Genomic DNA, 13,650 nt, shown 5'->3' with positions numbered 1-13,650 from the left:
CCCGGAACCGGAGCCGCCATCCATGCCTATCCAGCCCTTTGCATTCACCGGCGCGCAGGGGCATGCCGTGTCCGGCCGGATCGAAATGCCCGAGGGGCGCGTGCGGGGATGGGCGATCTTTGCCCATTGCTTCACCTGCGGGAAGGACAATCTGGCCGCCGTCCGCATCGCGCGGGCGCTGGCCGGCACCGGCATCGGCGTGCTGCGGTTCGATTTCGCGGGCCTTGGCGAAAGCGGCGGCGACTTTGCCCGGTCCAGCTTTTCGGAGAATGTCAGCGATCTGATGACCGCGGCCGATGCGATGGCGGCGGCGGGCATGACGCCCTCCCTGCTCATCGGCCATAGCCTGGGCGGCGCGGCGGTGCTGGCGGCGGCGGGCGACCTGCCCTCGGTCAAGGCGGTGGCGACGATCGCCGCGCCGTTCGACGTGTCCCTCGCGCTCAAGCAGTTCGATCCCGCCGCGCTGGAAGAGATCGAGGCGAAGGGGGAAGCGCATGCGCACCTTGCCGGCCGGCCTTTCCGTATCGGCAAGGGCTTCATCGACGATTTGCGATCGCATGACCTTGGCGCGCGGATCGCGGCGCTGCACCGGCCGCTGCTGGTGATGCACGCGCCGCTGGACGATACCGTCGGCGCCGACAATGCGACCCGCATCTTCGTCGCCGCGCGTCATCCCAAGAGTTTCATCTCGCTGGACGATGCCGATCACCTGCTGTCGCGCAAGGCCGATGCCGATTATGCCGCCGGGATCATCGCGACATGGGCCGCGCGCTATCTGCCGCCGCTTGCCGATCAGCCCGCGCTGCCCACGGATGTCGAGGCGGAGGAAACGGGCAATGGCAAGTTCCAGGTCGCGATCAGTGCCGGGGGCGTGCGTTTCCTTGCCGATGAGCCCGAAAGCGTGGGCGGGCTGGGATCGGGGCCGTCCCCCTATGATCTGCTGTCGGCTGCGCTTGCGACCTGCACCACGATGACGCTGCGCCTCTATGCCGATGGCAAGGGGCTGCCGGTCACGCGCATCCGCACTGCAGTGGGCCATCGGCGGGAGGCGGGGGCCGACATGCCCGACCTGTTCAGCCGCCGGATCGCGATCGAGGGGCCGGTCAATGACGATCAGCGCGCGCGCATGCTGGAGATCGCGGATCGCTGCCCCGTCCATCGCTCGCTGGAACGGGGCGCGCGCTTCGATACGGCGCTGGGCGAGCCCCCGGCCAGCGCCGAGCCGGCGGAAGAGCATATGCAGGCGATGGAGGGTATCGTCGGCGCGGACGTTTAACCCCCTGAAAGACGCAAGGTCCGGCGCCATCGCCAGGTTCGGGAGCAACCGGGCCGATGGCGCGAAGGGCCTTGAGACGCCGACGAAATTTCAAGGGACCACGGATCATGAACCATCGCTTCCTCCTGTCTGGCCTGCTTTTGCCGCGCTTCCTCCTGCTGTTCGGCGCTGCGTTCATCGCGGTTCCGGCATTGGGGCAAGGCACGGACGCCGCCCGCGCCGCGCATGACAGGGCGATCGTGCTCGACACCCATTTCGACACGCCCGCCAATCTGGGCCGGCCGGGCTGGAGCATCATGGATCGCCACAGCTATGGCGAGGATGGCGATCAGGTCGATTATCCCCGCATGGTCGAGGGCGGCGTGGATGGCGGCTTTTTCGCGATCTACACGCCGCAGGGGCCGCGCACGCCGGAGGGGGACAGGCTGGCGCGCGACAACGCCATCGTGCGCGCCGTGCAGATCCGCGAGATGATCGCCAGGCATTCGGATGTGTTCGAACTGGCGCTGACGGCGGACGACGCCATCCGCATCGCCGCTGCGGGCAAGCGCTTCGTCTTCCTGAGCATGGAAAACGGCTCTCCGTTCGAGGCCGACCTCAGCCTGATGCGCAGCTTCCGCGCGCTGGGCGTGACGATGGCGAGCCCGGCGCATTTCCTGAACAACGACCTGGCCGACAGCGCCACCGATCCCAAGGGCGCGGAATGGCATGGGCTTTCCCCCAGGGGCAGGGAGTTCGTGGCGGAGGCCAATCGCCTTGGCATCGTGGTGGATGCGTCGCATTCCTCGGACGAATCCCTGCGGCAGATGGTGACGCTGTCGAAGGCGCCGATCATCCTTTCCCATTCCGGCATGCGCGCGATCTTCGACCATCCGCGCAACGTGACGGATGAGGACGCGAAGCTGCTCGCGGCCAAGGGCGGCGTCATTCAGATCAACGCGTTCAGCAGCTACATGATCGCCCAGCCGAAAATCCCCGAGCGCGACGCGGCGATGAAGGCGCTGATGGCGAAATTTGCCGCCATGGGAACGCCGACGGCCGATCGGCGCAAGGCCCTGATGGCCGAGCGCAAGGCGATCGACGCGCGCTGGCCGGTGCCGCGCGCGACCTTTGACGATTTCATGAAGCACATGCTCCACGCCATCGCGCTGGTGGGCGTGGACCATGTCGGCGTCAGCGGCGATTTCGATGGCGGCGGGGGCATCGACGGTCTGGAGGACGTCACCGATTATCCCAAGGTAACGGCGGCGCTGCTCAAGGCCGGCTACACGCCCGCCGATGTTGCGAAGATCTGGGGCGGCAACGCGCTGCGCGTCGTGCGCGAGGCGCAGGCCGCGGCCGATCCCGCGGCCATCCCGGCGGTGCCGGTCACGCGCTAGCGCCGCTGCAGCGCGCGGGCGGTCAGCGAGCAGATGGCCGCCCAGCTGCCGCCCACGCACCAGCCGGCGATGACGTCGCTGGGCCAGTGAACGCCCAGATAGACCCGCGAAAACCCGATCATGAGCGTCAGTGCGACGGCGACCGACATGATATAGGCCCGCGCTCGCTGATCGGGCTGCGCGCCGGCGAGCAGGGTGCCGAGCGTCAGATAGGCGATGGCCGAATTCATCGCATGCCCGCTCGGGAAGCTGGCGGTATGCACGTCGACCAGATGCGCGACCAGATTGGGCCGGGGCCGCGCAAAGCCGGATTTGAGCAGGCTGGCCAGCAGCGCGCCGCCTTCGACCGCGACGATCAGGAAGAGCGCCGTCCCCGCCCGTCTGCGCGCCCAGAGATAGCCCGCGGCGAGCAGGGTGATGAGTGTCAGCACCGTCACCCCGCCAAGCGACGTCAGGTCGATCACGGCGACCTTCAGCCAGCCCGGCCCGACCGGAACGGACGGGTCCGCGGCGCTGCGAAGGCTGCGCAATATGACCCTGTCGAAGGCCAGGGTATCGCCCTCCACGATCTCGGACGCGATCTTGAGGAAGATGAAGATCGCAACCGCGAGCAGCAGGAAGACCAGCAGGATGCGGTTGTCGACCCGCTTGCCCCATTTTTTGCCGAAGGGAGAAACCATGGGGAAAGCTCGCAAATCCGATGTGGCGGGAACGTTATTCTACGCTGTCGGCTGCGACATTGGCCAGCCTTCCGTCATTTGTCGCGCCCATAGATATCGTCGCGAAAGGCAATGCCGCCGTCCGTCGCCGTGGCGGTGATATAGGTGAGGTACACCGGCACCTGCACGGGCAGGGGCACGGCCTGCTCCGGCGCGCCCGAGGCGGCGCGGATCGGCTTCTGCAACAGCCAGCGGCCCAGTTCGCCGGCATTTTCCAGCCGGATGCAGCCATTGCTCAAATGGCGATCGCTCTTCTTGAACAGCGCCCGGTTGGGCGTGTCGTGCAGATAGATGCCCTCGTCATTGGGGAACAGGAATTTGACCCGCCCCATCGAATTGGCGCCGCCGGGCAGTTCGCGCAGGCGCACTTCCTGCTTGCCCGATGCCACCGCCGTCCAGTCGATCGAGGATGCGGCCAGCGTGCGCGGCGCGGCGCTCCAGTCCGACAGCGCCTCTATGCGCATGGAGGCGAGCGTCCTGCCCGCCAGGATCTTGGGCGCGATGTTCTGCCGCGCGAGATAGGTGGGGATGTTCCAATAGGGATTGAGGATCGCCCATTGCAGCCGCCCGGCGAGCATGGGGGTCTGCGTTTCCGCGGCGCCCACCACCACGCGCATCGTCCCCACCTGCTTGCCGGCCTGATAATACCAGAGCTGGCCGGAAGAGGCGTCCACCACGACATGACTGGTCCACGGGCCGGGGAGCAGCCGGGCGCGGTCCAGGTTGAGGTGCAGGCGGGCCATCTCCTCCGGCGCTGCGCCCTGCTTCTCCGCGCGGGCAAGCAGCTGGCGCAGGCGCACATAATGCGGGCTCATCCAGCCCATGTCGGACACATAATCCGCGAACGACTTGGGAAAGGTCGCCGCCTGCAGCACCGTTTCCGGCCGCAACCGCTTCGGCTTGAGCGCGCGGTCGGCATAGGTCATGCGCACGGCGCCGGGCCGGCGCTGATCCTGCACATAGCGGACAAAGGCGGCCGACAGCGCGAGTTCGGCGCGGGCGAGGCCGTCCGGATCGCCGCTGCGCGCACGCCCGATGGCTTCGATCAGCGTGTCGACGCGGTAGGATGAGGGACGCAGCCCGTCATAATGCGCGGTCTTGAGGAAGCCGACGAACATGGAGCCCGCAGGGCCGATCTGCCCATCCTGCACCCAGAGCGGGCGGAAGCGCCGCCCGGCGTAGAACCGCCTGAACGAACCGCCGGCTTCTTCCCGGATGGCAAGGGGGAGGGCGTCCAGAGGGGCTTGCTGTGCAACCTGCTGAGCCGCCGGCGCGGGCGCTTCTGCGGGCGCGGGCATGGCGAAGGACGGCGGAATCCCGCCGAGGCCCAGCATTGCAATGGCACATAGGAAGGTGAGGGGAGTGCGGCGTCGCCGCACTCCCGTAAATGCAGCAATCAGCCCCGTTCCCCCTTGCGCGTCGGCGCGGGCGGCGGCGGGGGCGGCGCAGGTGGCGCATAGGGATGGTAGATGCCGTCCGACGTGTAATAGCCATCGACCATGCCGTCGCCATCCCGGTCCGCGGCGGTGCTGCCCGCGACCGAGCCGGGTGGTGGCGGAGGCGGCGCCGCGACATATTCCTTCTTGGAGCAGGCGGTGAGCGCCAGTGCGCCAAGACCAGCCAGCATGATGGGTTGCAAACGCATATCTCTTCCCTTTCAGCGTGGCGGGCGATGCCCGTCCACGAATGATCCACCCCTGTAACTTGAGAGAGCCTGCCCCGAGGCGCGGGTCATCCGTCCAGCGACCAATGGTGCGGTGGACAGGATAGTCGGTTTCCGGGGCGCGGAGGGCGGGCGTTATGCGCGCCCGGAAACAGGCTCAGGAAAGCTCGGGGCCTCGTTCCGGCTGCGTGGCTCCGTTTTCTGCGGATGCATGTGCCGCCGGTCGCCAGAACAGCAGCATTGCCGTGGGCACGATCATGGTGTTGATCAGGTCGTGGAGCGAGGAGCCAAGATCGCTTTCCACGCTCCCCGCGGGGCGGGACATGTCCAGCGCTTCATTGGCCAGTTCAAGGCCGAGCAGGAAAAACCAGGCCAGCAGCATGGGCGAACGGCCGCGCAAGAAGCGGTTGAGCGCGATGAACAGCAGCATCCCCACCTGCGCATGCAGGGAGTCGGAGCTGAAGCCCACCACATGTTCGATCTGCATCTTGATCTGGCTCCAGACCAGCGCGACCGTGGCGATGCTCATGCCCGCGCCGGCGCCCGACCGGCACAGGCGCGCGCGACCCGCTCCACCGCACCGGCCGATGGCTGGGTGCCGTCACCGATCAGCAGGATCGCGCCCTGGCCGTCGCATTCCATCTCCGGCTGGAGGGTCAGGACATGTGCTGCTTCCGGGCGCATGTAGCGGCGGCACCACCGGCCTGTCGCGATCGGCGCGAAGCGACCGCGCAGGGCACGGAACAGGATATGGACATGGTCCTGACGGAAGCGGATCGCCGATGGGCTCTCATCCTCGATGTCCCAGTCCGCCGGAATGAGCAGGCGCACGGAACCGGGCGCGACGCTCGACCAATGGTCCGCAATCATCAGGCCGCTGCCGGGCAGATGCGTTGCGATCCGCCGCACGCTCCCCTCCGGCATGGTCAGCGCGCCGCCGACCGCATCGGGGGCCAGCCCCTGCAGCTCGTCCGGGTCCAGCAGGCGCGCGCTGTTCATCCGGCCGACCTTGAAACAACCCAGATATTCCACCGGCTCCTGGTCGATGAAGCGCGGGCCGTTGTGGCTGGCCGCGGAACGCTCGAAGCTGCGATCGGCGCCGGTCGAATATTGGGCGGTGCCCGGATCTACGATGAGGCGCCGGCCTTCGACGTCAAGCTCGATGGAGAGGAAGTCGGCATGGCCATGCCCCGGATTCCATGACGGGCCGATCGCGCCCGCATCCAGCCAGAGCGAGAAGCGGTCGGCGCGCAGGCGGGCATAGCCGGCATCGGGCAGGATGGCGGGCAATGCCGCGTCCGTCGCGACCGTGCCGAGGATCGCGCCGGCCGGCGGCACCTCCTCTGTCCAGCTGTCGTTGAACAGCGCGATCTCGCCGTCGTCATGGGTCATGAACGCCCATGCCCGCGCGGCCGCCGTCGCGCTCTTCGCCGCCAGGGCGCGGGTGCGGGGCGAGAGGAACGGGGCTTCGGCAAAGATGCGCAGCGACATCACGGTCAGCCCCTGATACATGGCCGATCGTTCGATCTGCATCCCGTCCGGCAGCACCGTATCCCCGACGATGGCGGAGACGGCGCGGTCCAGTTGCGCGGCAAGATCGGCGGGCAGGCCGCCAGCGGCGATGCCATAGAGGCACAGCGCCGCCAGATTGCGCTCGGTATGGTTGTTGCGCAGGTCATGTTCGACATTGTCGAGGACGAAGGCGGCGTCGCGGCGGATGAAGGCGCGCAGGCGGGCATCGAGTTCAGGGGCAAGGGTCTGCGGTTTTGCAAGCGCCAGTCCGCTCAGCATCGCCAGGATGCGGTGCGACGCGCCATAGGGGGACCACATGCCCTTGAATGCGTCCGGATGGCTGAAGCTCGCGGCCTGCTCGAAGCGGTCGATCAGGGCGAGCGCGGTGGCATGATGCGCCGGATCGCCGCGCGCGACCAGGGAATGGATCACCTCGCACTGACAGAGTTTCATCCGCCAGAGATGATGGTCATTTTCCCTGGCCAGCCGGTGATACCAGTCGATGGCTTCGATGGCGCCGAAATCCACGGTTTCGCCGAGCAGCGTGAACCGCCCCCGCGCAGCATTGTCCGGCGCGTGTGCATCGGCTTCATAATAGGCGCCGATGAAGCCGGCTAGGCCAGTGGGCACGGCATCCGGGGCCGACAGCGGGGGCAATTGCACGCTCTGCTTCTCAAGCCGCGCGCCATAGGCCGAGGCGATGCGGGGCGCGACGCGATTGCGAAGCTGACGCCGGATCTGATGCACAAGCATCTGCAGCGAAATTCTGGAAGCGGCGCGCGCAGTTACTGATATTTTCATGTATTATTCTTGATATTATTGTTGATCACGGCAAATATATCCTAATATATGTCAGGAATATTATCGAAATAGGTCTGGATATTTTTATGGATCATGCTGTCCAGAAGATCGAAATATTTGGAGGGGCGGAATATGTTTATGCTGCGCCTTCCAGAAACGCGTTTCGGTTCGACCGTCGCAATGGCTGTGTCGTCATGACCGTCAGGCCCGGCGACCGGGCGGGCTATGACCGCGCGCGGGGGCGGCCCTTCGAGCGTGCGGAGCTGCTCAGCCGTTTCGTCCTGCCCTTCGGCCGGCCGACGACCATCCGCTATTTCCAGTATATCGCACCCGGCAGCACCGCGAATGTGCCGGCGATCATCGGTCAGCTGCACAATTCCGCCGAAGCGGAGGAGCGGCCCCTGCCGGCGATCATCGCCATGCAGGCGCAGCATGGCGTTCAGCGCATCCTCACCCATGCGGTGCCGGAGCGGCTGGCGCCGAAGGCGCCGGTGTCGATGGTCCGGTGGTCGGCGCCACAGACTGTCGGGCGCTGGGTCCATTGGATCTGGGAAATCACGCCCGATCCGCTGTCCGGCCACCTCCGCGTCTGGCGCGACGGCGCGTCGATTGTCGATGCGGCCATGCCGCTGGGCTATAATGACCCGCGTGGGCCCTATTGGCAGTTCGGAATCTACCGCGTGCGGGATGTGGGCGTGATGCGCGTCGCCTATGCCGATGTGACGATCCGGCCGGGCGCTGCCGGTCCCATCGGGGAAACTCCGCCGCCGCCCCGATGCTCGGTGGAGCCGGTGGGGTAGGGCGACGACGGAGCCGGGGCGGATGCGCTGCAGACCCGGCAATGTGCCGTCCTGACGGGCCTCTGGCAGGAGGAAGCCTGCCAGCAGGGCACCCACCGCCTCTAGAAAGAGAATGCGGACCGGATAATCGACGCAGGAATGGAGCAGCAGCAGGATCAGGCCCGCCAGCGCGGCCCAGCCCAGCTGCGCCCCGCTGCCCGAGCGGCGTCGCAACGCCCATGTCGCGAGGGCCAGCCACAGCAGGCCAAGGACGAGGAGCAACGCCGCCGGCGCGCCGCCCTCCAGGACGAACTCCAGAAAGTCGTTATGGGCATGATTGGGGTAATAGGGGCTGACATCGGCCAGGCGCTCGACGGAGCGGTAGACCGGCACGAACGTCCCCATGCCCGATCCGGCGGGCCAATAGTCGGCGATGGCGCGCAGCGTGCCGCGCCAATAGGCTAGGCGGTCGACATTGCCGCTCTCAAGCCGGTTGAGCGTATGGGCGACCACGCCGTTCAGGCGCAGCAGCAGCATGACGCCGCCCGCCGCGACAAGCAGAATGGCCGGCGCCAGCCATCGCGCCCGCTTGTCCGGCATGCCGAGCAGGAGCAACGCCGCCGCCAGCAGGCTGACGGGCAACAGGATCAGGCCCATGCGGGAGGTGGTGGCCAGCACGCCCGCGGCAAAGGGCAGGCACAGCATCGGCATCAGCCAGCGCCACGGGGCATGTTCGGCATGGCCCTTGCCGCTTGCCGCCGCCAGCGGGATGGCGATCAGCAGCAGCGTCGCCTGATGATTGCGGTTGGCGAACAGGCCGGTGGGATATCCGGCATGGGCAGAGGGATAGATCACGCCCCATTGCCCGGCTGTCACCAGTTGCAGCGCGCCGACCGCAAGGCTGATGAGCGCGAGCAGGACAACCAACTGCGCCAGCATCAGCCTGTCGCGCTGCCCCAGATGGAGGACCGCCACCAGCATCGCCGCGCCGGGCAGCAGCCCCGTCAGCCATCGGAGCGTCGCGGCGGGATCGAGGCTGAGCGGACGGGCGCCATGCCCCTGGCCAAGGGCATCGAGGATCTCGGCGCCCAGGCCATGGCCGGGCAGGTTCCGCCAGAAGCCAGGAGGCAGGGGGATGAGCTGGAACAGGGGCAGGGCGAAGGCGAGCGCGATCAGGCCAAGCGGTTGCCAGCCTGCCCGGTCGGGCTGTCCGCCTGCGAAGCCGGCCGCATAATAGCCCGCCACCGGCAGCGCGGCGAGCTTTAACAGCGTCTCGTTCAGCACATAATCGCTGCCGCCGCCGCTCAGCAGGAAACAGAGGATGAGGAGCAGTGCCGCCGGCATGGCATCCGCCCGGTCCTTCAGCAGGCCGACAGGGCGGGCGCTCATTGCAGCGCCTCCACCTGATCGCGGGTCGCGGGCGTGATGCCGGCATCCGACAGCAGGAGGTCGACCGCGCCGCCCTGCGTGACCCGCCGGGTCTGGAGCGCAAGCTGCTGGGCCACGCAGCCCGACGAGGGGATGGAGAACAGCCAGCCCACCGCTCCGGCACGCGGCGGCAAGGCGATGACCGGCAGCCGCTGCCGTGCGGGCAGGCAGGAGACCGCCCAGCCGATCTGGCCGTTGCGTAGCGGCCAGTCGTCGGATGCGCGGGATGCGATGCGATAGATGCCGGGGGCGAGCGATATCGTGCGCTCCAGCAGCGTGCCGAAGGTGCTGCCATCCATCCTGATGCGCACCCCTGCCGGCTCCGGCAGGATTTCCGCGCCGGCCACGCGACCCACGCGCCACTCGAAGGGGGCGATGCGGTCGGCGGCCAGCAGCAGGTCGATCTCCGCAAAGCTGCCGGCCGGCGCCTGCGCGGACGAAGGGGCACCCATGGCGCGCACCCACAGGGCGCCTGCCCGCGCATATTCTCCCGCTGCGACGAGGCGCCGCACATAGGGGAGGATTTCGTCGCGCGGAGAGAGGGCGCGCGCGGCCATCAACCGATCGAGCAGCGCCTCATGGCCTTGCGTCATCCCATCGTCGATCCCGGCGACATCCTGGAAGAAGGCCGCCCGCCATGGCGGTGCGTCCGCCAGCCGGGCGACGATCGCGTCCCGCCCGTCCGGGTCGATCGCCAGCGCATGCAGGACGGGGAAGAGCCGCGTCGCCTGCCCCGGCCGGCGCCGCAACAGGGCGTCGATCCGCTCCAGCGCGTCCCGGTGATCGCCACGCTGCAAGGCATCCTGCAGCAGCCAATATTGGGTCTGGCTGTCCCGCCATCCAAGCCGCGCGCCAAGACGGATCAGCCGTTCCGCCTCAGCCGGTCGGCCCCGATCGCGCGCCGCCTCCGCCCGCTGGCGGAGCATCGCCGCGTCCATGGGCGTCGCCACGCCGGACATCATGCCATGCCGCCCGCCAGACCCGATCATCATCGTGCCGATCACGACCAGGCCGAGCGCGACCATGGCGGCGGCGGTCGCTGCCCCCCTGATCCACTGCTGTCGGCTGAGCGGGCGGGCGGCCATGGATGTCAGCCCTTCGCCTTGCCGGAAGACGCGCCGTCGCCGTCATAGGTATAATATTGCTCATAGCCATAGCCCAGCGACACCATGTCCACCCGGTTGACGACCACGCCCAGCATGCGCGCGCGGGCATGGCGCAGCCGCCGCACGGCGGCCTTCACGACGCCGCGATGGGAGCTGGTGGCGCTGACGACGAACAGCGTTGCGTCCATATGGGCCGCGATGCTGGGGGCGTCCGCAAGACCGAGCACCGGCGGCGCGTCGATGACGACCAGGTCATAGCGCTTGGTGAACGCGCCGATCAGCTCCGCCAGCGCCGGGGAGCCGAGCAGTTCGCCCGGATTGGGCGCGGTCGGGCCGCTGCCGACAAAGTCCAGCCCCTCGGTGGACGTGCGCTGGATCGCCTGTTCCGGCCCGCATTGGCGCACCAGCAGGCTGGTCAGCCCCTTGCCGTTGGGCAGGCCCAGGATGCGGTGCAGGGTGGGGCGGCGCAGGTCCGCGTCGATGATGAGCACGCGCCGGCCGCCGGCCCGCGCGAAATCGCGGGCGATGGCATGGGCGATGGTGGACTTGCCCTCCGATTTCTGGCTGCTGGTGATGAGCAGCGAGGCGGGCGCGCCGCCGGCCTGCGATAGCTCGACCGCCGAACGGATGGCGTGGAACGCCTCCGTAAAGGCGGAGGTCGGCTGGTCCAGCGCCTCATGCGGGGTCATGTTGACCGGCAGCACCGGCACCATGCCGAGCGCCGGCAGGCCGAGCTTGCGTTCGGCATCGTCGGGCGAACGGACGACATCGTCAAACTGCTCGCGGACATAGATGAAGCCGACCGCCGCCATGAAGCTGATGAGCAGCGCCAGGCTGAGGTTGACCATCAGATTGGGCGAGACCGGCTTTACCGGGATGCGCGCGACATCGACAATGGAGATGTTGTTGTTGCTCATCCCGGCCGTGGCGCTCACTTCCTTGAAGCGCTGGAGCAGGCCGTCATAAAGTTCGCGGTTGGTGCTCACCTCGCGACGGAGGATGTTGTAGCGGATGGAGCGATCCTGCTCCGTCAGCGTCGCGTTCTTCAGGCTACCGACGGCGCCCGCGAGCTGTTCCTCCTGCTGCAGGGCGGTCTGGTAGCGGTTGCGGATGGACGTGCGGATATCCTGCGCCACATCGTTGATCTGCGCGTCCACCGCGGCGATCTCGCTGACGGTACGGCGCACTTCGGGGTGATCGGGCTGGCGGCGCTGGCTCTGTTCGGCCAGCTTCGATTCCAGCTCCGCACGCTGCTGTTGCAGCATCTGAACGGCGGGGTTGGAGAGCACTTCGGGCAGGCTGGAAAGGCGCGCATTGCGGGCATTGTCCCACAATTGCTGCGCGTCGATGCGGCGCGCGGTCGCGGCGACCAGCGCATCATTGGCCTGGACCAGGCTGGAAACGGTCAGCGAGTTGGTGTTGGCGCTGCCCATCGACTGGCCGGGCGCGGCGGAACTGGTGTCGATGATGCCGGTGGCGCGGGCATAGACGATCATCGCCCGCTCGGAATTTTCCAGCCGTTCCTTGGTCTCGGCCAGCTGCTCCTGCAGGAAGCGGCGGGCATAGGAGGAGGCGTCGAAGCGGCGGCTCAGATTGCTGCCGATCATATTGTCGGCAAAGGCATTGGCGATCCGCGCGGACAAGGCGGGATCGGGGCTGTCGAAGGCGATGCGGACGATGCGTGAATTCTGCGTCAGGCTGACCTTCAGATTTTCCTGAAGCACCTCGATCACCTGCTCGCGATGCGCCTGCTGCGGCGAAAGCGTGCCGGCGGGCTCATCGTCGGGCTTCACCCGCATGGCGTCCAGAAAGCCGTTGCCGGCAAACAGCCGCTGGGCTTCGGCCACCCGGATCGCGAGCGCCCGGCTTTGCATGATCTCAAGCTGGGTCTGCAGGAAGCGGTCGGCATCCTGGATCGCCTCGGTCGGCTGAAGGTCCGGCGTGTCGAGCACGCGCGAGGCCTGCTGCTCGATCTGGATGCTCGATTGCGCCCGATAGGTCGGCGTCGTCAGCAATGTGACCGCAAGGCCCAGGACCAGACCGGCAACGCAGATCGCCAGGATGATCCAGCGGTTCCGGTAGATGATCTGGCGCAGCATCGAAAGGTCGATCTGCGCGCTGGAAAAGGCCCAGCTTTCCTCGATCGGTGGCTCCGATGCCTGGCCGGCCGACAGCAGGCTCACAGTTTTCGGGGGCGATGCGGGTGATATTTTCATGGGAGCAACCTGAGCAAAATGGGGGAAGATCGCGTCGGCATCATCGGTAGGCGCGGAAGGCGGCGATGACCGGCGCGACAGAGAGCACGTCGCGCCATGCGCCCTTCAGCGCGGAGAAGCCGACGACCACGGTGTCGCTGCCGTGGATTTCCGGATCGGGCAGCTCGCCCCGGCGGATCATGCCCACGTCGAACACGGCGCCCATCGGCTTGCCGTCCATGGTGCGGAAGATCACGACCTCGCTGAGGGCGGACACCTTGGTCGTCCCCTCCGCCATGGCCAGCGCGCCCAGCAGGGTGGTCTTGCCGGCGAGCTGGTAGATGCCGGGCTTGGTGACTGATCCTTCCACCGTCACCTTCTGCGATGCTGCGTTGGTGACGTTGACCGACACGTCGGGGTCGATCAGCATGTTGCTGGCAAGGCGCGCGGCCAGATCCTTGGCCAGCGCCCCGGCGGTGAGGCCGGCGGCCTGCACCTGCCCCACCAGCGGCATGGAGATGTTGCCGCCGCTGGTGATCTGCACGTCCTTCAGGCTCAGCTCCGGCTCGCCAAGCACCGTCAGGCTGATGACGTCGGAGGGGCCGAGCACATAGTCGCTGCCGATCTCTCCCTTGGGCGGGGGGATGATCGCATAAGCATCCTGCCCACGCGGAAGGTCCGCCGTCGCGCAGCCGGACAGGGCGAGCGCCAGGGCCAGCAGAGCCGGCATCGCGCCGCGCCGCCGCTGCGGTTGGACAATGGGGGGGAGAAGATACGGCATAGGATTTTCCT

General features: G+C 67.6%; 11 protein-coding genes and 1 pseudogene. 3 read left to right on the top strand and 9 right to left on the bottom strand.

Features of this window, described 5'->3' with window-relative positions:
• Positions 1-22: 22 nt before the first annotated feature.
• Together WFP78_RS13200 and WFP78_RS13195 are read left to right on the top strand one after the other, a co-directional pair.
• Positions 23-1,276 (top strand): bifunctional alpha/beta hydrolase/OsmC family protein, encoded by a 1,254-nt coding sequence (locus WFP78_RS13200; RefSeq protein WP_336962995.1) that lies wholly within the window; start codon positions 23-25, stop codon positions 1,274-1,276.
• A 107-nt stretch (positions 1,277-1,383) separates the two neighbouring features.
• Positions 1,384-2,655 carry a dipeptidase gene (locus WFP78_RS13195; RefSeq protein ID WP_336962993.1) on the top strand — a complete coding sequence of 424 codons (1,272 nt, stop codon included), beginning with the start codon at positions 1,384-1,386 and terminating at the stop codon, positions 2,653-2,655.
• Here WFP78_RS13195 and WFP78_RS13190 read toward each other — a convergent pair.
• The 5 genes from WFP78_RS13190 to WFP78_RS13170 all read right to left on the bottom strand — a co-directional run bounded on the left by WFP78_RS13190 (position 2,652) and on the right by WFP78_RS13170 (position 7,350).
• Positions 2,652-3,335: a phosphatase PAP2 family protein gene (locus WFP78_RS13190; protein ID WP_336962990.1), complete on the bottom strand. Its 684-nt coding sequence runs from the start codon at positions 3,333-3,335 to the stop codon at positions 2,652-2,654. The two genes, WFP78_RS13195 and WFP78_RS13190, sit on opposite strands and share 4 nt — an antisense overlap.
• A gap of 74 nt (positions 3,336-3,409) precedes the next feature.
• Positions 3,410-4,708, bottom strand: a complete 1,299-nt coding sequence (locus WFP78_RS13185; protein WP_336962988.1) for a L,D-transpeptidase family protein — start codon at positions 4,706-4,708, stop codon at positions 3,410-3,412.
• A 62-nt stretch (positions 4,709-4,770) separates the two neighbouring features.
• Positions 4,771-5,019 carry a hypothetical protein gene (locus WFP78_RS13180; protein ID WP_336962986.1) on the bottom strand — a complete coding sequence of 83 codons (249 nt, stop codon included), beginning with the start codon at positions 5,017-5,019 and terminating at the stop codon, positions 4,771-4,773.
• 175 nt (positions 5,020-5,194) lie between these two features.
• Positions 5,195-5,566: a hypothetical protein gene (locus tag WFP78_RS13175; protein ID WP_336962985.1), complete on the bottom strand. Its 372-nt coding sequence runs from the start codon at positions 5,564-5,566 to the stop codon at positions 5,195-5,197.
• Positions 5,563-7,350, bottom strand: coding sequence for a heparinase II/III family protein (locus WFP78_RS13170; protein ID WP_336962984.1), 1,788 nt, complete (start codon positions 7,348-7,350; stop codon positions 5,563-5,565). Before WFP78_RS13170 ends, WFP78_RS13175 begins: the two co-directional genes overlap by 4 nt.
• Before the next feature lie 86 nt (positions 7,351-7,436).
• On the opposite strand from WFP78_RS13170, the gene WFP78_RS23440 reads away from it, so the two are divergent.
• Entirely contained in the window at positions 7,437-8,150 is a 714-nt protein-coding gene (locus WFP78_RS23440; protein ID WP_419722965.1) for a heparin lyase I family protein, read from the top strand.
• Between the two features lie 261 nt (positions 8,151-8,411).
• Here WFP78_RS23440 and WFP78_RS23435 read toward each other — a convergent pair.
• From WFP78_RS23435 to WFP78_RS13150, 4 genes and pseudogenes are all read right to left on the bottom strand, one after another.
• Positions 8,412-8,834 (bottom strand): annotated as a pseudogene (locus WFP78_RS23435) (O-antigen ligase family protein); the annotation flags it as partial.
• A 680-nt stretch (positions 8,835-9,514) separates the two neighbouring features.
• Positions 9,515-10,642, bottom strand: coding sequence for a hypothetical protein (locus WFP78_RS13160; protein ID WP_336962981.1), 1,128 nt, complete (start codon positions 10,640-10,642; stop codon positions 9,515-9,517).
• A 5-nt stretch (positions 10,643-10,647) separates the two neighbouring features.
• Positions 10,648-12,879: a GumC family protein gene (locus tag WFP78_RS13155; RefSeq protein ID WP_336962978.1), complete on the bottom strand. Its 2,232-nt coding sequence runs from the start codon at positions 12,877-12,879 to the stop codon at positions 10,648-10,650.
• A gap of 40 nt (positions 12,880-12,919) precedes the next feature.
• Positions 12,920-13,639 carry a polysaccharide biosynthesis/export family protein gene (locus WFP78_RS13150; RefSeq protein ID WP_336962975.1) on the bottom strand — a complete coding sequence of 240 codons (720 nt, stop codon included), beginning with the start codon at positions 13,637-13,639 and terminating at the stop codon, positions 12,920-12,922.
• Positions 13,640-13,650: the final 11 nt, after the last annotated feature.

Origin of the sequence: Sphingobium aquiterrae (assembly GCF_037154135.1) — a bacterium.
Lineage (GTDB): Bacteria > Pseudomonadota > Alphaproteobacteria > Sphingomonadales > Sphingomonadaceae > Sphingobium > Sphingobium aquiterrae.
The sequence above is the reverse complement of the archived record's forward strand: the minus strand, read 5'-3'. Positions and strand labels throughout refer to the sequence as shown.

What these genes read in the sequence shown, in the direction of transcription:
- WFP78_RS13200 (WP_336962995.1), top strand. Translation starts at nt 23, where the DNA reads ATGCCTATCCAGCCCTTTGCATTCACCGGCGCGCAGGGGCATGCCGTG.
- WFP78_RS13195 (WP_336962993.1), top strand. Translation starts at nt 1,384, where the DNA reads ATGAACCATCGCTTCCTCCTGTCTGGCCTGCTTTTGCCGCGCTTCCTC.
- WFP78_RS13190 (WP_336962990.1), bottom strand. Translation starts at nt 3,335, where the DNA reads ATGGTTTCTCCCTTCGGCAAAAAATGGGGCAAGCGGGTCGACAACCGC.
- WFP78_RS13185 (WP_336962988.1), bottom strand. Translation starts at nt 4,708, where the DNA reads ATGCTGGGCCTCGGCGGGATTCCGCCGTCCTTCGCCATGCCCGCGCCC.
- WFP78_RS13180 (WP_336962986.1), bottom strand. Translation starts at nt 5,019, where the DNA reads ATGCGTTTGCAACCCATCATGCTGGCTGGTCTTGGCGCACTGGCGCTC.
- WFP78_RS13175 (WP_336962985.1), bottom strand. Translation starts at nt 5,566, where the DNA reads ATGAGCATCGCCACGGTCGCGCTGGTCTGGAGCCAGATCAAGATGCAG.
- WFP78_RS13170 (WP_336962984.1), bottom strand. Translation starts at nt 7,350, where the DNA reads ATGAAAATATCAGTAACTGCGCGCGCCGCTTCCAGAATTTCGCTGCAG.
- WFP78_RS23440 (WP_419722965.1), top strand. Translation starts at nt 7,437, where the DNA reads ATGGATCATGCTGTCCAGAAGATCGAAATATTTGGAGGGGCGGAATAT.
- WFP78_RS13160 (WP_336962981.1), bottom strand. Translation starts at nt 10,642, where the DNA reads ATGGCCGCCCGCCCGCTCAGCCGACAGCAGTGGATCAGGGGGGCAGCG.
- WFP78_RS13155 (WP_336962978.1), bottom strand. Translation starts at nt 12,879, where the DNA reads ATGAAAATATCACCCGCATCGCCCCCGAAAACTGTGAGCCTGCTGTCG.
- WFP78_RS13150 (WP_336962975.1), bottom strand. Translation starts at nt 13,639, where the DNA reads ATGCCGTATCTTCTCCCCCCCATTGTCCAACCGCAGCGGCGGCGCGGC.